Source organism: Candidatus Aegiribacteria sp. (genome assembly GCA_021108435.1).
Taxonomy (GTDB): Bacteria; Fermentibacterota; Fermentibacteria; order Fermentibacterales; family JCC-6; genus Aegiribacteria.
The window spans coordinates 1-19679 of sequence record JAIOQY010000082.1 but is presented as its reverse complement, the minus strand read 5'-3'; the positions used below and the strand labels follow the sequence as shown (position 1 = coordinate 19679).

Below are 19679 nucleotides of genomic sequence, written 5' to 3'. Positions count from 1 at the left end.
TTTGGTACCCCCGACGGGATTCGAACCCATGCTTCCGGCTCCGGAGGCCGACGCTCTATCCAGCTGAGCTACGGGGGCATTTTGATTTATTCAATGCTTAAACGGAAATTCTTTCAACTTCCGGTTCTTTGCCATTCTCAAGTTTAAGTAAAGCTATGGATCTTCTCTTCATGCTCTCACATACAGCTCCGGGATTCAGGCGGAGAACTCCGTTCTTAATATCGTTGTGATAGACATGTGAATGTCCGAAGATGATTATATCAGGTTTCTCCGAAATGAATTTATCCAGTATCCTGTTCTCAATACGGAAGCGTGAACCGGCACCATGTGTCATGCAGATCTTATATCCCTCAATTTCAAGCTGAAGGCTTTCTGGATACATGTTTCTCAATTCGTAAGGATCCATGTTACCGTGAACGGCTTTTACTGATGCAAATCGTTGGAGATCATGAATTACACTTATATCAACCATATCCCCTGAGTGGAGAATCAGGTCGCATTCAGCACAGATCTCATATACCCGGCCAGGTAAAGCACCCAGCCTGGTGGGTATATGAGTATCTGAAAGAACAGCGATTTTCAATTATACTTTTTTCTTCTTGTGCCTGTTTGCGCGTCGTCTTTTCTTCTTTTTATGTGTTGCTATCTTTTTACGTTTTCTTTTCTTCCCGCTCGGCATCTTACTCCGCGACCTTGTTCTTCACAAGTCTGGAGGGTTTGAATACGGGAACTCTACGCTGAGGAACTGTAACGGCAGCACCAGTATGAGGATTCCTGGCAATGCGTCTCTTGCGTTCGACAACCTTGAATGTACCAAAACGTCTGATCTCTACATGCTTGTTATTGTAAAGAGCTTCTCTTATTTCCTCAAGAAATCCGTCTACAACTGCTGCAACATCTTTCTTGTTGAGTTTGATATCATTGCTTGCTGCAATCTTCGAAACGATATCAGCTTTCGTCATTTTCTTCCTCCAGAACTGGTTTGTGTTTAGCCGGTGTTTATTATTCCGGCACCGTTAAAGCATTAATTACCTTCTATCCAGCGCGAACCGATAAGATAGACAATAACAATGAGTTCGGCAAGCCCTGAAAAAACAATTAGAAATTCAGTGTTTAATAACATTGGAAAACGCTATTTCGCGTTTTACTAGCGTTTCTTATGTAGATTGAAGACATGAAGTATATAAGGCATTTCAGGTATTGATTGATGCGGCTGAAGAGAGCAATTTCGGGGCTTAGAGAAAGCGGAGAGCAAAACTCCCCGCTTTTTCTGGTGGAGCTGACGGGAGTCGAACCCGTGACCCCCTGACTGCCAGTCAGGTGCTCATACCAACTGAGCTACAGCCCCTCTGAAGTACGGGTACATTATGAAAATGAGTCTGAAAGTCAATAGTCTCAGGCTTTATCTGAAGGTGTATCCAATCTCCAGAAAGCCCCTCCTGAAGGAACTCTTATGAATTCATCCGGGATCTCCATAAGTACCAATTCGATCGTCATCGAAACAGTGCCGTCGAATAGATGACCACCTCTGGATGACATGTCCTCATCAGCAAGACTTACATGCAGATGAACGAATGGTTCACCCTCCTTCATGGATACATTACCCTGCAGGGATAGTATTTCGGAAGATGGCTTGACTGTTTCCTTTATGTATTCGGTACCGTCATAGCGGCCAATTACAATGTTTTCCAGCATTCCAATTCCAGCAACTATAGCAGCTGCGTTAACTTCTTGCTCTTTACACCATTGTGCCAGTGTTTCCGGAAATTGTTCTCCCTTATCGAATCGGATAACCGTCCTGTTATTATCTCTGTAGATTACTTTCACCTGTCACTCGCCTCTGTCCAGCTTCTTTGTCCAGTCTCTATCGATCCATGTCCCGATGGGCAGGACAATCTGTAACCTTCATCTGTTTGTTCCATGATATATTCCTCACGTGTTCCCGGACATTGAAGAGGCCATATTCTTCCTGCGAATTCATCCAGTTCAGTAATGCTTCCAGCCCATTCTCCTTCAGCATCCCTGAAAGATGCCTGATCTGTGCATAGTGTATTCATATTCGCATGGCACTGTCTCTTTAAAGATATCTCTGAAATCTTCTTATGACCGCTGCATTCAAATACCACATATAATAGTAATATCGCAATCGCTGAAATAACAATTATCCAGATAGCTTTTTTATTCTTCATTTTCACTTCAGTATAATTAGTTGTCTTGTTATAGGTTCTATCCCAGGGGCACAAAATCTTGCGAAGTACAGCCCCGGAGGAACAGGATTGCCCTGTGAGGTTATGCAGTTCCATTGAATTGTGCCTGATCCATATAGTTCATTATCAAGAATAACCACTACTCTACCTGCAATGTCATGAATCGTAAGAATCCCTGATCCTTCAGGAGCAGCCCATTCGAATTCCACACTGGAAAGTACAGGATTAGGGTACGGTATTGAAAGGAATGGTATCAGTGCTGGAATATCTGAACCTGTTACTCCCGTACCCGATATGGGTATATCTAATGTTAGAGGAATATGATTCCTGCTCCATACTGTAAGTGCAGCCGTATCAGTATCATCTGTAGTTGTCAGTGTTATTTGAACCTGTCCTGAAGCGTCAGTATAATCCACCTCATACATTACAGGCTCATCCCATTCTCCCTGAATAAAACAGATTCTTGCGCCTTCCAGAGAACCGGTGTTGTCCTGAACATTCACCGTAACATAGTTTGGACCAACACCCAGAGTATCTGGTCCATCCACCTGAAGAACTCCATCTGGAGCCTCTGACCACATAGGCAGCTCCGGATCACCGAAAAGAGTTATTGATTTTGCAATCCAGTCATAATGCGTATCAGTCGGAATGAGGGGAATGAACTCGTCCCATGCCATGGCGTGTGCCACTCCAAGATGGTACATATCCTCCGTAAAGAAGTTTGCGAAGAACTCTTGATCAACCAGCTCGCTCCACTGGTTCCCGGGTTCTGACGGTTCCCCCCATCCATATCTCGTATTCATCATGCAGAATCCACCGCCACCCGGTGATCTTATCCATGCCTCAGCAAGACAATTCCCCATATCAAAACCACCGGAATTACAGGCCATTGTATTCCATATTGATACCCTGCCCTGATCGGATATGTTCGTAAGTCCGGTAAAATCACTGCTGTTCAGGCTTCCAACGCCTATTGAAACACCACTCTGACTGCCGTGTCCCGCATGGTTAACAAGGTTCATACCCTGATTAAGCATCTCCATGGACAGTGTGTAACTCTGTGTACCTGCGCTCTCGTAGAGTTTGATAACAGGCTGCCAGACTGCAGGAGTGTACAAAGTGTCTACTTTTTCTTTTCCGGCGCTTCCGGGACAGTAAGGGCTGCTCCAGAGAATTCCGGTTGTAAAGCCCATCGAAGTCTGCCATGGATCAGTATCACGCGAATCCTCCAGTGAGGGATTCTCGTATGTGATGATCTTGTTTACGAAGATATCAGCCTGAGAACTGTTTTCTACAGATGCTCTTCCAATGAAATAATCTGGATGATAATCCATTATGTCACCATCGATCTCACCCCAGATGCCGTTGCCGTTAGCATCCCAGAGATCTGTACCGACGTTGATATCGTTCATGTCCTGAAAGTAGATATCCGCGGCAGGATCACCAACGTACCCTTCAGCTGTTGCCCAGCAATTCCTGTGAGGCACGAGGGGTGTATCTCCTCCGAGCAGAACATATGTAGGAGGTGAATCGTCATAAATATCCCTCAGGAAAAATCTAAGTTTCTGAGCAGCATCAACACCTGTATACGTAAATTCTATGTATTCCATTGTGACGATTGAAGCTGGAATGCCATTCATTGTCTTGTACTGAGCAAGGGATTCGAACACTGAAACAAGCGAATCTCTTGTTACAATCAGATATTCACCCCATGGAAGATCCTTTGCAGGAACTAATAAAACATTTGAAAGGGCTATCTGGTCAGCATTGAGAACGGTCCTTTCCAGCAGATTCTCCATGACTTTTAATCCTGTAATACCTCTTCTGATTGGAGAAACATGAATATTACCGCTGTGGTAATAAATCCTCATGGTTATTGATCTGGTAAAGGTCGCTCTACTGGAAACCGGATCCCAGAAAACGGGAAATATTCGCATGTTAAGAATATTATTCCCCATCAGTCCGCCCTGCTCTCCAGGGATTACTCTCTGATAATCAGGAGTTTCTCTGTAAGCTTCAGGATTTCTGGAGGTTGGTGAAAACAGTTCCGGTTTTGAAAGGGGTACTCCTGCTTGAACAGGTTTAATGTCATACGAACTGGGAAGCGTAATCTCATCAAAATGAATGACTGTAACTGAGTCCACAATCGCATCCGCGGGAAGCAGAATACTGACAGGAAATACAGGAAGTGACGGATCGCCGGGAATGCCGCAGTTGGTTGCGCCAGGGATGTAGAAGTATTCTCCGAACGGACTTTCTTTTACAACAGGTCGTGAAACTGGAGATTCCCACGTAATATTCATTTCTCCTGCTGAAACAGTCGAAATCAGTATAACGGTAAACAAGAAAAAGGTGTATTTCATTATATGTCTCATCTCATCAGGTTTCCATAAGAGCGGATAACCATCCCCTGCCAATGATATCTTCAAGCATAATCTTAATCATAATCGTAATTGGAACCGCAAGAATCATTCCCCATGCGCCCCAGAGCCAGGCCCAGACAATAACTGAAAGAAGAACCGTTACTGATCCGAGAGGAAGTCTGAACTGCATTAATCTTGGTTCTATGATATTCGAAACGAGGTTATTGATGATAAGCACAATGATAACCACGGGCCATGCTGCAAGGAAGTTTCCCTGCTCGAAAGTTGCCATTGTATATAGTATCACACCTGTTCCGGCAATAAGAGATCCGTTACGAAATATATGGATCCCCATATCAGGGCATCCTGAGTATCAAGAAAAAGCAGTAAACCGAGCCCTATTCCTACTCCGGTAATCAAACTCGTAATTATCTTAGTAACAATGAATTTGCGTGTGTTCGATTCAATCCTTTCAACTATATGTTGAATATTCTTGTAGTTTGCCGGTTTAAGTGTGCTTTGCATGTTCTCTTCAAGTCTTTTTCTGCCAATAAGCAGGAAAGTGGTAAGAAACATGATCATGGCGAATGTGAATACTCCGGATATTATCGGTTTGGCAGCGTTCGGGGCGATACTCATAGCTGATTCCACAAGCCCGTTGATATGATCTTTGACAGCTGCTTCGTCTCCGAAGAGACCGCTTGAAATCATCCAGTCCTTAATAGGCATAACAACATTGTCCATGATTTCATTACTTTTACTCATGATAAGTGATATCTGTCCTCTAATGAGAACATATACTCCAGAAGACAGTGCTGCGAAGAGAAAAAGAACAAAAATAACAGAGAAGATTACGGCCAGTTTAGACTCTTCGCTGATATGCTCTTTTCCGAATTTTCCCTTGATTCTGGCAAAAATTCCGTCCGTTACCGAGGCTGTTCGATTTGAGACAGGCTGCAGAAGCAGCATAAGAAAGAATGCGACTGTCAGTGGAACGAAAACATTTGATGCCGATTTCAGGATAGTACCTGCTGCTACTACTCCAAGAAGAGTGATCGCAGCCCTGAAAAACACTGAACTGTAATCCTTCATGGAGTCTCCTTAGCAAGCTCTATAGATCCGTACTCCTCCGGCCTCAGATCGGATAAGCAGTCAATATGGGTTCGTATCTGATCCACATCATTCAAGTCGATCACAAAATCCGTAATTCCATCTGATATTATACTGCCTTTCAGCATATTTCCAGTGGGGTGCGCAACTCCTCCTCCACCCTTGAAGATAACTCCAAGATGCTCTCCGCCAATATTGCATCCTGCAGCGAAGATCTGAGATTCAGCAGCTCTTGCCCTGAGAAGAGATCGAAAGAGCTCTCTCCGCCCTCCCGGCCATTGTGCCGGTACAAAAATAATGGAAGCTCCTCCGAGAGTCATTCTGCGGGTCAGTTCAGGAAACCGCAGGTCATAGCAGATAATCCCCCCTGCTGTTTTTCCGGAGAGATTGAACGTACCTCCGCATTTACCGGGGATAAAGGCTCTATCCTCCCCCATGGCGCTGAAGAGATGAACTTTTTCCGTTGTGTATGCGATCTTTCCATCAGGATTGTACACCACCATTTTGTTCACTACTCCGTTTGGGCTCTTCACAGGCAGCGATCCCGCGACAATCCAGACTTTTTCTCTGGCAGCTATCTTCGCTGGAAGCAATTCAGGAAGATCTTCGGGAGAAAGGGCAAGATCGGGTATTCTGTCCAGCATATATCCTGTCGTGAACAGTTCCGGCAGTACAGCAAGATCAGGTACAGGAGGCGCAACAGCTGCTTCAGAGAATTTCTTCAGGTTTTCCGCGGGAGAACCCTCAATAGCCAGTTCGACAAGTCTGAGAATCATAACCCCTCCGAATCAGCATGTAGTCACTTGTACATCCAGGATATACGATAAGTATATTACATCGTATTATACATTATGAAATTAATGATGAAACACCTTCATTTCAACCGGAAGGAGACTCTGCATGACTGATCCTCGTATAAGCATCAGAGGTAACAATATACAGGAATCCCCAATCAGAAAACTGGCACCTCTTGCCAATGAAGCCCGGAGCCGTGGAATAAAGATCCATCATTTGAATATCGGTCAGCCTGATCTTCCAACGCCTCTTGAATTCTGGGATGCGGTTAAACTGAACATGAGCAATGTTCTGGCTTACGGACCGAGTATCGGGCTTCCCATACTCAGAGAAGCCATATGCAATTATTATTCCCGATCAGACATTTCACTTCTCCCTGATCAAATTATGATCACAACGGGTGGCTCAGAAGCGGTTATTTTCGCGATGATGGCTACATGCGATCCTGGTGAGGAAATAATCTGTTTTGAGCCTTTCTACACTAATTACAACGGGTTTGCCACTCTTGCAGGTATAAAACTTGTACCGATAACATCAAGCGTTGAGAGCGGATTCCATCTGCCCCCGAAAGATGAAATCATCTCAAGGATAACCGATCGCACGAGAGCAATTCTTATCTGTAATCCGAATAATCCCACCGGTACTATCCTTACTGACAATGAGCTGAATACACTCGCTGAAGTAGTCATTGAGAATAACCTTTTTCTGCTTGCGGATGAGGTTTACCGTGATTTTGCCTTTGACGGCAGAAAGCACTCCTCTATTCTCGAGATTCAGGATATTTCGGATAGAGCAATTGTGATGGATTCGATTTCCAAGCGGTTCAGTTCCTGCGGCGCCAGGCTTGGTAACCTGATCACCCGAAACCCATCCATGATGTCTACTTTCATCAAGTTCGGTCAGGCGCGTCTATGCCCGCCTACTCTCTCTCAATACGGCGCAGCTGCGATGTATGAATCACTGACTGATGATTACTACACGGCAATTGTAGCCAAGTATCAATCCAGACGTGATTTACTCCTGCAGGAACTCCAGAATACCGACGGCATCTTCTTCCTGAAACCTGAAGGGGCATTCTACGCGACTATTCGATTGCCCGTTGACGATACAGACAAATTCGCGTCCTGGCTCCTGAGCGATTTCTCCGTTGATGGATGGACTACCATGGTAGCTCCGGCTGCGGGTTTTTATGCGACACCAGGTAAAGGACTTGATGAAATCAGGATCGCATACGTTCTTGATGAACATAAGATGCGTGATGCTCTCAGTATTCTCAAGTTGGGACTGGAAGAGTATCAATCCATTTAGAGTGCATGAATGCAGGTGTGGAGAGTATTACATAAACCTTTGATTTAGAAGGATATATATAATGATTAAGATCGTTTTCATGTTGTTTGTTCTGTCTCAGATTGCTTTCAGCTGGAGTCTGGATGAAGCTGCGGCTTCCATTGCATTGAACGATGCACTCGATACTCCAATAGCACAGTCAGGTTTCCCGATATATACCGGCGGCAGTTCTATGGAAACATCCGCACAGGTAGCTGATATCGACTCTGACGGAGATATGGAACTCCTTATTGCATCAGGCTCAAGTTTGAAAGCCTATCATCATGATTGCAGTATGGTCTCAGGATTTCCCGTTTCAACAGGTGGTATCGCTACCCATACACCCGCCGTTGCTGACCTTGATGGTGATGGTGACCTTGAGATAGTGATAACCGGACAGCGTTCGGACCTGTACGTTTACAGAGCGGACGGAACTCTCGAAACCGGCTGGCCCCAGGATCTTGATGATGATGACGGTGCTTCAAGTTCCCCGGCTCTTGCCGATCTGGACAATGATGGTGACCTGGAAATAGTCGTAGGTACTTTCAAGGATCTCAATGGAAACTACGGTTACATTTACGCCAGAGTCTATGTGTTCCATCATGATGGAACCCGCTACGACGGCTGGCCCGTGTACGATGTCGACTCTTACGGTGTTCTGTCATCTCCGGCAATAGGTGATATCGATAACGATGGGGGACTTGAGATCATCGCTGCAGGCAGGGATACTCATAATATCTACGCCTGGGATGATGACGGTACAATCGTTCCCGGATTCCCTGTTGCACTCAGCGGTCTTATTGAATCTTCGCCAACTCTTGCAGACGTAGATGATGACGGTGATCTTGAGATCTTCATTGCCACAAGCAGTGAAAAGGTTTACGGTCTCCACCATGACGGTACTTTCCTTGCGGGATGGCCGCAGAACATGGGTGGCGGCAGTACGGAAAGATCATCACCTTCGATCGGTGATATAGATGGTGACGGCGACCTGGAAATAGTCTGTGGTTCCGCATATCACAAAGTCTACGCCTGGCATCACGATGGTTCAAATGTTGCCGGATGGCCTCAGTCGACAGGTACTTCCGGAGCGTTCGCACAGGGAACACCTGCTCTTGCCGATATGGATGGGGACGGCAGCATTGAGATTATCGCCAGCGCTTACACCGGCCTGTTTGTATGGGATGACGATGGAACTCTTCATACCGGTTATCCCGCTTACACCGGCATGACAAGAAGTTCTCCTGTGGTCGCGGATCTTGATCTTGACGGTGACATTGAAGTTATTGTCGGATCACATAACGATTCGCTCTATGCCTGGGATCTTACCGGGACTTTCAATCCGGACAACATCCACTGGAGTTCTTTCAGGCACGATCTGTACAATTCCGGCTACTACTACTGGGGTACTGTAGGTATTGAAGGTGATACGGAAGTTACCATCGGGAGTACGCTTTTCGGGTTCTCATGTTCTCCGAATCCTATCATCAATACTTCTGTCATCAGTTACATGCTTTCCTGTAACGCTGTAGTGCATCTGGATATATACGACGTTTCAGGCAGACTTGTTCGAACACTTATTGATGGGGAATACAGTACATCCGGTGAACACAGTGTTATATGGGATGGCATGAACGGCTCTGGTTCCATGGCTACGCCAGGCATCTATTTCTGCAGGCTTGAGAGTGGCTCATCTGTCAGTACGCTTGAGATGATACTTATCGATTAATGTCAGGGCTCATCATATAACACGCTGCTATATTCCAGTGCAGCCTGTTGTTTGCCGTTCTCTTCTTCTAAAGGTTTCCTGACGCGGATGTGCAGGAAATAGGCAACCACCTGAGCATCCTGTAAATCAGGGCACGAGCGCACAACCTCGTCGTCAGGTCTGGGTTCCCTTATGCACTCTAACCTGAAGCCTATTCCAATCAGGAGATTGAACCATTGACTGAGCGTCATGTTGAATCGTGGGACCTTGAACTTGGGTAAATCAACCTTGGCTTCCCTGGGAGCAGCACCAAAAAGCCACTCCGAGACTTCCCCGTTCAGGTTTCTGAAATATTCGCCCACTTCGATAGCATAGGTGTGTCCCTTATCATCTCGCAGATTCCGGCGGTGCGGTGTATCGAAACATGGATGGCAAATTGAGAACTGCAGAAAACCACCAGGCTTCAATACCCTGTACGCTTCCAACAGAACATTTTCCGTTTCAGGAATATCCATGAAACTCATAAATCCAGTTGCAAAATCAAAGGTGGCATCCGGAAACGGCAGTTCTACAGCTGAAGCGAGCTGGTAGTTGATACCCAAAGGTTCATTTTCCTCTACATCACTGGCTTGTTTGATGAATACTTCTGAAATGTCGATGGCAGTAATCCTGGCACCCTGCCTGGCCAGCAACCTTGTGTTATGTCCTTCACCGCACCCGATGTCGATACCTGAGATCCCGCGAATATTCGGAAGCATCTCAAAGAAGGCGGGAGTGTTCAGGTAATCACGATACACATCGTACCCGGCGCGTGCCAATTTGGTCCAGGCTTCCGCATTTCCATTCCAGAGATGTCCGACTTGCTTATGGTTCATATTGAATACCCATACTTCTCCGGCAAACAGTTGCAATCAGCTGCGAGTTAAAGAGTCAGCTGCATTGCTTTGCCCTTGTTCAGGTTTAGTCCGCATATCTCACCAGAGTTACTACTGCAACTGCGCATAAGACACTTGCATACTACGTTATGCTCAATCGACCTTCCTTGAAGTATATATAATACATCTTCGTTGATCTCATTCGCATGCCTTGTCTGCGAGCGCTTCTACACAATTTCGTTACGCAACCTGGTGAAATATACGGACTAGAAGTTGATCGCAAAGACAGGCATGTTACCGTAAAGGAAGAATGCACCGCGAGTTCACCGACCCATGATTAATTTGACACGACAGGACTGCCTCCGGTATTGTCAGTTTGGACAGGATATCAGTCGAATTGTTGGAAATGCCTGGTTAATACAGCTTCAATCAGAAACAATAGATGAACAGCAGTATTAATACAGATCTGAACCGCCGGATCAATTGCAGACGGATGGAGCCATTTTGATGGAACATGAGCTGAAGAAAAAACTCACTGTCCTGAATATATTCTGTGTTGCAACGGGAGCTATGATCAGCTCGGGGCTTTTCATTCTTCCTGGATTAGCTTTTGCTCAAGCGGGTCCGGCAGTTATCATCTCTTACCTGATTGCAGGGATATTTTGTATTCCTACACTGTTAAGCATGGCAGAATTAACAACCGCAATGCCAAAAGCCGGCGGAGACTATTTCTATATCATGAGAGGGTTTGGGCCTCTTTTAGGAACAGTTGCCGGATTTTCAACCTGGTTTTCTTTAAGTTTAAAGGGAGCATTTGCGCTAATAGGAATGGGTGCCTATATAAGCATCATAACCCCTATTCCTATAGAGATTATTGCTCTTATCTGCTGCGTTTTTTTTGTTGGTTTGAACTTACTGGGCGTAAAGGAAGCAGGAAGGTTTCAGGTATTCTTAGTCATAGGGTTGCTTGGAATACTTCTGATCTATGTTCTCTGGGGTTCCAGAGCAGTTGATCTTCAGCACTTCACACCACTCTTTTCCAGGGGAATAGGACCTGTATTCGCTACCGCGAGCTTTGTTTTTATTTCTTACGGAGGGTTGACTAAGGTTGCTGCCTTAGCTGAGGAGACAAAGAACCCTGGGAAAAATCTTCCATTAGGCATGTTCCTGTCCCTTATTGTCACCTCCATTTTCTATGCTCTGGTTATTTTTGTAACTATAGGTGTTTCAAATCCTGAAATTCTTGGAGGCAGCCTTACTCCGATATCAGACGGAGCAGAAGTGTTTGGTGGAAATACCTTGAAATTAGTGATAAGCATAGGTGCATTTTTAGCATTTATTTCTACAGCCAATTCGGGTATCATGACTGCTTCTCGATATCCATTAGGAATGAGCAGAGATAAACTTTTACCTTCTGGATTTCAGAGATTAAGTCTGAAGTTTCAGACTCCTTTCGTTTCTATTCTCTTCACCGGTTTGTTTATGGTTACGGTCATTGTGTTCTTAAGACTGGAATTACTTGTAAAAGTTGCCTCAAGCATCCTGATCTTGCTCTATGTTTTCGCAAATTTAACCCTGATTTTATTCAGAGAGAGTAAAATTCTTAGTTTTAAGCCTAAATTCCATTCTCCTCTTTATCCATATATGCAGGTTTTGGGGATATCAGGAGGACTTTTTCTATTAATTGAAATGGGCACATTCGTCGTTTTCCTGACTATGGTATTTCTTTTAGCAGGATTCTTATGGTACAGGTTCTATGCAAAGAAAAGAACCACTCAGGATTCTGCCCTGATCTATGTTCTGGAGAGACTTGTTTCCAGGGATAAAGAGCTTACTTCAGATAATCTTCTTACTGAACTTCGGGATATAGTCATTAAGAGAGATGACCTAACGAAAGATAGATTCCATGAACTCATTGAGGAATCTACGGTTCTGGATATCGAAAAGGTCGAAGAAATGGATGAATTCTTTGAATATATTTCAAATCTCCTGGCTGAAGAGCTGCACCTGGATCCCAAGGATATTTATACAAAATTTGTAGAAAGGGAGATTGAATCCAGCACTGTACTGCGGAAAGGAATGGCAATCCCCCATATTTGCGTAAAGGGTATAGATGATGTTAAAGCTCTTCTGGTAAGATCAAAAGCAGGAATTATTTTCCCTGATGATAAAGTAGTTCATATTCTTTTTGTTCTAATAGGTTCATCCGGCGAACGAATCCTGCACTTGAAAATTCTTGCAGCTATCGCTCAGATTGTACAAAACCCCGGATTTGATAAGAATTGGTTAGAAGCGGGCAGTAAAGACGATTTAAAGAATCTCATCCTCCTGGCTGACAGAAGAAGAAGTAATGAAAAACAGTATGAATCCAAATAAAAAAGGATTCCTTTCTGTTTATATCACAACAATATAAATGTGTAACAGGCTAAGTGTGCTTGAAGCCGCCAGCCTCCTTTTCGGTGAGAGGTATGCTGACAGGATGATTTTTGAAATTATCAAGGCAGCGTCTCATATCGTTAAGAAGAAGATCCGCAATATCCATACTTGTTCCGTGACGGACGAGAATTCTCTGTACTACCAGATCCTGTCTGTCTGCAGGCATGGAATACGCGGGAACGAGCCATCCCCTTGAACGGAGCTTGTCTGCGAGGTCAAACAAGGTAAAGTTGTGCTTTTCACCTTCTTTGAGTTTCCAGCAGAGAGCAAGTATGCCGCCCTTGCCGTTATAAATGATCTCAAAAGGACCGATCTTGCCAATCTCTTCCGAAAGGTAAACAGCAACATCCTGACAGGCCTGGTGTATTTCCCGGTAGCCTTTTTTTCCAAGCCTGATAAAGTTGTAGTACTGCGCGATTATTTCTCCTCCGGGACGGGAGAAGTTGAGCGCAAATGTAGGCATGTTGCCGCCAAGGTAATTTACGAAGAAAATAAGATCTCTGGGAAGATCTTCTTTCGTTCGCCATAACACCCATCCGACACCCAGGGGTGCAAGACCGAACTTATGCCCGGATGCATTTATTGATTTTACCCTCGGCAGGCGGAAGTCCCATACCAGTTCAGGCTGAAGGAAAGGAGCAATAAAGCCACCGCTTGCGCCATCAACATGAATTGGAATATCCAATCCGGTATCCTGCTGGAGTTTGTCAAGTGCGTCACTCACTGCCTTAACCGGCTCGTATTGACCTGTAAACGTTACACCGAGAGTCGGCATAACGCATATCGTATTCTCGTCACATCGCTTGACAGCCTCTTCCGGTGTCATTATCAGGCGGCCGGCTTCCATCGGGATCTGTCGAATTTCAACATCCCAGTAGCGGGCAAACTTCTCCCAGCATATCTGAACGGGGCCGCAGACCATGTTAGGTTTATCTACTGGTTTACCTTTGGCTTTCATTCTATCGCGCCAGTTCCATTTCAGTGCCAGTCCGCCCAGCATTGCAGCTTCGCTCGAACCGGTTGTGGAACAGCCGATTGTTGTGGCTTTTTCAGGAGAGTTCCAGAGATCCGCGAGAATATGAACGCATCTTTCTTCAATCTCCGCAGTCTGAGGGTACTCATCCTTGTCGATCATGTTCTTATCAACGCAATCTGTCATAAGCTGCTGGACTTCGGGCTCTACAAAAGTCGTGCAGAATGTTGCAAGATTCTGTCGGGAGTTTCCATCCAGCATGAGTTCATCATGTACAAGGCAATAAGCATCCCGGGGCGGCATATCCTCTTCAGGCATTTTGTATTTTGGAAGTTTTTTTGACGAGAATTCTGAACCGTAGGTCGGAGCGATTAACTCCTCCAGATTATCTATTTTCTTTTTATGCAGCATTTGAATATCTCCTTCTCATCTGCCTGTTGAATCTGTTTTCTGGCCGGGCATCCAGTCAGGTTTCTTGAAATGATTAATGATCATAGGAAGAGAAACAAAAACTATCACCCCTGTAACTATGAAGAGCGTATAGAACAAAGGACTTCCCACCTGGAGGTTACTTGGTGGAAAGAACAGGATGATGAAAGCGAACAGCACGGCAAGCATGCCGATACCGGCAATTATGCACATGCCGATGTTTCCTCCCGGAACCTTGAAATCCCTTGGAACATCCGGCTCTGAAAAACGCAGTTTGATGGCAGCAGCGTAGAGAAGGATATACATAAACAGGTAAAGACAGGCGGTTAGAGCTGTCAGAAGGAAAAACGCGCTGCTTACATTGGGCATAAGAAGATAAACAAGTGACACCAGAGTAACGATAAGTCCCTGTACTATAAGAATGTGTACCTGTACTCCGTTCTTATTTACTTTTTGAAGAAATGGAGGAAGCTCACCCTGCTGTGCTGTGGCAAGAAGCCCTTTACTCGGACCCGCAATCCACGCGGTTACGCCGCCGATGGCTCCAAAAGCAATAAGAAATCCCATTACAGGAAGCAGCCAGAGGATGTTGAATGTCTGAAGAAAATCATTCAGTCCCTGCATTATACCGGCTGTAAGACTTATTTCATCTGCCGGAAGGACCGATGCAATTGAAAATGCTCCCAGTGTAAAAATAGCAATTATTATGAACATCGCCATAAAGATAGCAGCAGGGAATTGCTTCTTAGGTTTTTTCAGTTCATTTACATGAACCGCACCAACTTCCATTCCTGCGAAAAGCAGGACTATACCCCCTAGAAATGCAAGACTGTTAAGGTTGCCAAAATCAGGAAGGAAGGATCCGGCTTCTCCCGCAGATTTGAATGCCAGAGGATTACCGCCTGATATCCAGATGATGCCAAGCAGGATAATGAAAACACCAGGCAGTAAAGTGCCACCGATTACACCGGCTGTAGTCAGCCAGCCAGCGGATTTCATGCCTCGAAGGTTAACAAGAGTGGCACCCCAATAGACTATCAGTATTACGGCAACACTGAATATTTTGTTTGTTGCCAGTGATTGATTCATGAAAAGGTATGACAGAGCCCCTGCTGCAAATGCTAGAACAGTCGGATACCAGATAACATTCTGAATCCATTGAAGCCATATAGCAGTGAAACCCAGTTTTGAACCAAAGGCTTCTTTCACCCAGACATACACTCCGCCGTTCCTGGGCCATCCAGTTGCCAGTTCGGCTGATACCAGAGATACCGGAACAAGGAACAATAGCGACGCGAAAAGAAGGTAGAAGATCATGGACATACCTTCTTTCGCCATCATCGGAAGCCCGCGAAGGCTCATGACAACAGCAACATTCATCATCGCCAGAACGAAAACACTCAGGGTGTGTTTTCCTTTTGGTTTAATCATTCTTTTCCTTTTCTTTTAGATTATCGGGAATTGTGTTTGAAAAATAAGTTTTCATTACTCTCTTACTTAAGTATTCATCTTTATAATGATATATGTAATGCTTCACAGGTCAATACCTCTTCCCTGACAGCAAATAGGAAGATATTCGCGAACGACTATCATCATTCGAGGACGGACCGCGTCAGTCAGGAAAAACAACCCTGGCTAAAATGATGTCTCCGAATAAAATCATATATGTCTCTTGAAGATCCGGATATTCTAATGCTTTCTCGCGAGGATCCCCGGAAATACCTGCACGTTAACGATGAGGAACCTCCATTTCGTAAAGGATCGCGGTCTGTTTGAATGACGCGGCACATTCAGCCTATCGATCTTATAGGATCAGATTAGATCCTTCTGAACGAAAGTCTTGAATTGCGCAAGTCCCTCTTCGATGGATTCGAGAAGTCTTCCCACCTCAGCATGACGGCCATTCCTGATCGCATCATCAAGCTCGGTGACTCGATTGCAGATAATCGTTGCTCCGGCATTGGCGGAGGAACCCTTCATAGTATGAGCAATCTTTGCAAGTTCATTCTTCTTCCCTTTATCGGCTTCCAGCATCCGCTTCAGAAGAGATTCCGCATCTTTCACATAATCATCCAGAATCTCCTTCATGAATTCCACATCTCCGTCTAATCGATCCAGAAGACCTTTTCTGTCAAAGATAGCACCATTATTATCCAAACCTTCACTGACACTGTCCGGACAATCTGAACTTCCTGTCCATTTTTCCAGAGCTTTGGCAAGAACTTCTGGTTTCACGGGTTTTACCAGGAAATCATTCATCCCGGCAGAAAGACATATCCTTCTGTCTTCCTTCATGGCGTTCGCGGTCATGGCTATTACGGGGATGTTGTGATCGAGAACAAATGAGTCCTTAGAGCGAATTATCCCGGTTGCCTCGTAGCCGTCCATTACGGGCATCTGGCAATCCATCAGAACGATATCATAGGGAATCTGTTCAAGAGATTTGATAGCCTCCGCGCCATCTCCTACTGCATCAGCAGGATATCCCAGTTTTTCCAGAATTTTCAGGGCAACCTTCTGATTGATCACATTATCCTCGACAACAAGAACTCTTGTACTTCTATGTTTGTTCTCTGAAAGCGTATGGCTTGTGACTAACTGCTGTTTTTCACTTCCTGTGCTGCAGATTTCTCCTCCCCAGACAGTGATCAGGCAGTTATAGAGATGTGATTGCTTGACCGGTTTGGTCAGATACGCTTTGAAACCGGCTTCTTTCAGTCTCTTCGCGTCACCGCGCATGCCCAGCGAAGTCATCATTATGAGCAGAGTACTCTTCAGTTCTTTGTCTGCAAGGATCTTCCTGCCGAGAGTCTCTCCATCCATTTGCGGCATCTGCATATCTATCAGAACCATGTTGAAAGGATCGTTCTCCTTTGCCGCCTGCCGGAGTTTCTCAAGGGCTGCATCGCCACAATCCACTTCCTCGTGCCGGCATCTCCAGGATTCGAGCAGAAGAGACAGAATCTGTCTGTTTGTTGAGTTGTCATCAACAACGAGTATCCTGATACCCTCAATACTTTCAGATATGTACGCTTTCTTACCGCCTTCTTTCTGTTTCTGTAAGATGACCTTGAACCAGAACTCGGATCCTTTACCTTTCTCGCTTATTATGCCGATCTCTCCATCCATATTTTCCACCAGCCGTCTGGAAATGGTAAGTCCCAGGCCGGATCCGCCGTATTTTCTTGTCGTGGACGTATCCGCCTGAGTAAATGGCATGAAAAGACTGCCCTGAACTTCTTCGGCTATGCCTATGCCGGTATCGGAAACTGAGAATCGGAGTTTAGCATTGCTGTCGTCTTCCTCAAGGAGATTTACTTTAATGGATACTTCTCCATCGCGCGTGAATTTGATAGCGTTACCCGTAAGATTGGTAAGAATCTGGCGTAATCTACCAGGGTCACCCTTCAGAAAAGCCGGCACTTCAGGATTGACCATGCACATGAATTCAAGATCTTTCTGCTGGGCCCTCAGAGCAAAGTCATCGATCTCAGATCGAAGTCGATCTCTTCGAATTCAAGCATTCCCGCTTCTATTTTAGAGAAGTCAAGGATATCGTTGATTACTGAAAGAAGCGCGTCTCCGCTGTTTCTGATTGTATCTGCAAAATCCCGCTGTTCTTCAGTAAGCTGCGAACTCAGCAGGAGTCCGGTCATTCCGATGACTCCATTCAAAGGCGTTCTTATCTCGTGGCTCATATTGGCCAGGAACTCACTTTTAGCTGCGTTGGCTTTGTGTGCTTCAATAGCTAATTCTTCAGCGGCATCTCTGGCTTCGGACAGTTCCTCAGTTCGCTCCCTGACGATACTCTCGAGATTTTCATTCTGATGTCTGAGTTCCTCGCGGGAATTGGTAACCTTGACGATCATGTCTCTGAAATCTCTTGAAAGATCCCCTGTTTCGTCTTTTGCTCCCGTTTCAATCCTGTAGTCCAGATTTCCCTTCATGATCTCCTGAACGCCTTCATGAAGTTTCTCGATAGGTTTTGACAGACTGTACGAGACTATTGTCGAGAACAGTATCCCGATGATGAGAACTCCAGCCAGAACGAGGAGCATACTCCGTGTGAGTTCATCTAAAGGAATAAATACTTCGTCGACGTTGATCTCTATAATAAGGTTGCAGTTCAGATCGGTGATATGACTGTGAGTACTCAGAACTTCAGAACCGATGTAGTTTGTCGTAAAAACCGCGACTGGCTTATGCTCCTCATGGCTGAATTGCTGAACACCCCCGATTCCACCGGCAGTTTCAAGATCAACTTCCACTTTCAGAACTGCATCTTCGATGTATAACGAAGGAGTCAGTAACAACCCGCTGCTGTTTACTATATATGACTCACCCGTATGTCCGAGTCCGGTTCTGTTGGATACAGCGGGGAAAATATCAGCATCCGCATCGAAATTTATTACAACAGCACCCCTGAATTCATTTCCGACAATCACAGGTGCCGATACACTGAACACAGGTTTGCCGGTAAACCTCGAATAATGCAGTTCTCCGATGTATACTGCGCCTTCAAAAACATTAATGAACACCGGTTCCGTACTGAGATCTTCTCCTATATCCGAGTGGCTGGAGGCTACCACACATCCGTTCATGTCAAGCACCCTGACCCGCGAGATGCTTCCGTGGGACGAAATCATTGCGCTGATCCGTCTGTTCACTGATTCGATTACTTCATTGCCCGGATCTTTTTCTGAAGCGATATCGATGAAGACATTTCCTGTTGAAACCATCCTTGTAATCTGCCTGTATTCATTCAGTATCGATTTGATCTGCAGTGTTCTTGCCTCGGCAATAGTAACCAGATGGTCGAATGTCTGCTCTTCGAGTGCACTCTTCGAAATGTTTCTTACAACAAGAATTACTGACAAACCGGTAATCAGAATCAGAGTGAAAGCACTGAGAAGAACCTTTGTACGTATTCTCACGATAGAACCTCATCTTCATCTGTCCGGTGAAACTGGAATAAAACCAGATATATTACCTTCGGCAACACTGACATAGAGAATCATTCAGTATTTTCCTTAATCTGCACATATTTCTCTTTATAATGATAATAAAACAGATGAACTGATTAAGTCAATTCGTGAAACAAACGACATCTGAAGGATTTTCTGCCTCGATAGTAAAATCCCGGTTTGATTTGATCCAGTGTTACCGAACAGATACATAATAAATTCGTGTTGGAAAACCTATCAGCATCTTCATCAGTAATTCATTGTTTTGACAGCAGGAGCTGTTTCCGATATTTTTACATTAACAGTAGAAGGAATTCGACAGAACGAACGATGTCAAGAATCTTTTATAGAGAGGTAATTAATATACATGAAAGCCGTAGTTTTCAGATTTACAATGATTTTCTCAGTTTTGGTTCTTGTTTCTTTGGCAGGTGCGTTTGAGCAACATTCGGTTCCGATGCCATCCGGAAGCTCGGATGATCGTCCGCCTGTT

16 protein-coding genes and 2 tRNA genes are annotated in these 19679 nt (G+C 44.9%); 3 read left to right on the top strand and 15 right to left on the bottom strand.

Annotated elements, in window-relative coordinates; genetic code table 11:
* Positions 1–2 precede the first annotated feature (2 nt).
* The 10 genes from K8R76_05110 to K8R76_05065 all read right to left on the bottom strand — a co-directional run bounded on the left by K8R76_05110 (position 3) and on the right by K8R76_05065 (position 6456).
* Positions 3–78 (bottom strand) — tRNA-Arg (locus K8R76_05110).
* Positions 79–97: 19 nt separating this feature from the next.
* Complete coding sequence (locus K8R76_05105; GenBank protein MCD4847551.1) at positions 98–583, bottom strand: metallophosphatase family protein; 486 nt, start codon at positions 581–583, stop codon at positions 98–100.
* A gap of 97 nt (positions 584–680) precedes the next feature.
* Positions 681–962 carry an integration host factor subunit beta gene (locus tag K8R76_05100; GenBank protein MCD4847550.1) on the bottom strand — a complete coding sequence of 94 codons (282 nt, stop codon included), beginning with the start codon at positions 960–962 and terminating at the stop codon, positions 681–683.
* A 309-nt stretch (positions 963–1271) separates the two neighbouring features.
* Positions 1272–1348 (bottom strand) — tRNA-Ala (locus K8R76_05095).
* A gap of 47 nt (positions 1349–1395) precedes the next feature.
* Complete coding sequence (locus K8R76_05090; protein ID MCD4847549.1) at positions 1396–1827, bottom strand: DNA-binding protein; 432 nt, start codon at positions 1825–1827, stop codon at positions 1396–1398.
* A complete protein-coding gene (locus K8R76_05085) occupies positions 1824–2189 on the bottom strand; it encodes a hypothetical protein (GenBank protein MCD4847548.1) in 366 nt (121 codons plus the stop codon). The genes K8R76_05090 and K8R76_05085 overlap by 4 nt, the downstream gene beginning before the upstream one ends.
* 2 nt (positions 2190–2191) lie before the next feature.
* Positions 2192–4570: a hypothetical protein gene (locus K8R76_05080; protein ID MCD4847547.1), complete on the bottom strand. Its 2379-nt coding sequence runs from the start codon at positions 4568–4570 to the stop codon at positions 2192–2194.
* A gap of 16 nt (positions 4571–4586) precedes the next feature.
* Positions 4587–4925, bottom strand: coding sequence for an AI-2E family transporter (locus tag K8R76_05075; GenBank protein ID MCD4847546.1), 339 nt, complete (start codon positions 4923–4925; stop codon positions 4587–4589).
* Positions 4874–5662, bottom strand: a complete 789-nt coding sequence (locus tag K8R76_05070; protein ID MCD4847545.1) for an AI-2E family transporter — start codon at positions 5660–5662, stop codon at positions 4874–4876. Before K8R76_05070 ends, K8R76_05075 begins: the two co-directional genes overlap by 52 nt.
* Entirely contained in the window at positions 5659–6456 is a 798-nt protein-coding gene (locus tag K8R76_05065; protein ID MCD4847544.1) for a carbon-nitrogen family hydrolase, read from the bottom strand. The genes K8R76_05070 and K8R76_05065 overlap by 4 nt, the downstream gene beginning before the upstream one ends.
* Before the next feature lie 124 nt (positions 6457–6580).
* Between K8R76_05065 and K8R76_05060 the strand changes: the two genes are divergently transcribed.
* Together K8R76_05060 and K8R76_05055 are read left to right on the top strand one after the other, a co-directional pair.
* Positions 6581–7783, top strand: coding sequence for a pyridoxal phosphate-dependent aminotransferase (locus tag K8R76_05060; GenBank protein MCD4847543.1), 1203 nt, complete (start codon positions 6581–6583; stop codon positions 7781–7783).
* Positions 7784–7844: 61 nt separating this feature from the next.
* On the top strand, positions 7845–9530 hold the full coding sequence (locus tag K8R76_05055; protein ID MCD4847542.1) for an FG-GAP-like repeat-containing protein: 1686 nt from the start codon (positions 7845–7847) through the stop codon (positions 9528–9530).
* 2 nt (positions 9531–9532) lie between these two features.
* On the opposite strand, the gene K8R76_05050 is transcribed toward K8R76_05055, so the two are convergent.
* Positions 9533–10384 (bottom strand): methyltransferase domain-containing protein, encoded by an 852-nt coding sequence (locus K8R76_05050; GenBank protein MCD4847541.1) that lies wholly within the window; start codon positions 10382–10384, stop codon positions 9533–9535.
* A 507-nt stretch (positions 10385–10891) separates the two neighbouring features.
* On the opposite strand from K8R76_05050, the gene K8R76_05045 reads away from it, so the two are divergent.
* Positions 10892–12760, top strand: coding sequence for an amino acid permease (locus K8R76_05045; protein ID MCD4847540.1), 1869 nt, complete (start codon positions 10892–10894; stop codon positions 12758–12760).
* A 49-nt stretch (positions 12761–12809) separates the two neighbouring features.
* Here the strand turns inward: K8R76_05045 and K8R76_05040 are convergent, their stop codons facing one another.
* From K8R76_05040 to K8R76_05025, 4 genes are all read right to left on the bottom strand, one after another.
* Positions 12810–14204, bottom strand: a complete 1395-nt coding sequence (locus tag K8R76_05040; GenBank protein ID MCD4847539.1) for a glutamate decarboxylase — start codon at positions 14202–14204, stop codon at positions 12810–12812.
* A gap of 15 nt (positions 14205–14219) precedes the next feature.
* Positions 14220–15653 carry an APC family permease gene (locus K8R76_05035; GenBank protein ID MCD4847538.1) on the bottom strand — a complete coding sequence of 478 codons (1434 nt, stop codon included), beginning with the start codon at positions 15651–15653 and terminating at the stop codon, positions 14220–14222.
* 381 nt (positions 15654–16034) lie between these two features.
* Entirely contained in the window at positions 16035–17660 is a 1626-nt protein-coding gene (locus tag K8R76_05030) for a response regulator (protein ID MCD4847537.1), read from the bottom strand.
* A 32-nt stretch (positions 17661–17692) separates the two neighbouring features.
* A complete protein-coding gene (locus K8R76_05025) occupies positions 17693–19156 on the bottom strand; it encodes a HAMP domain-containing protein (protein ID MCD4847536.1) in 1464 nt (487 codons plus the stop codon).
* Positions 19157–19679: the final 523 nt, after the last annotated feature.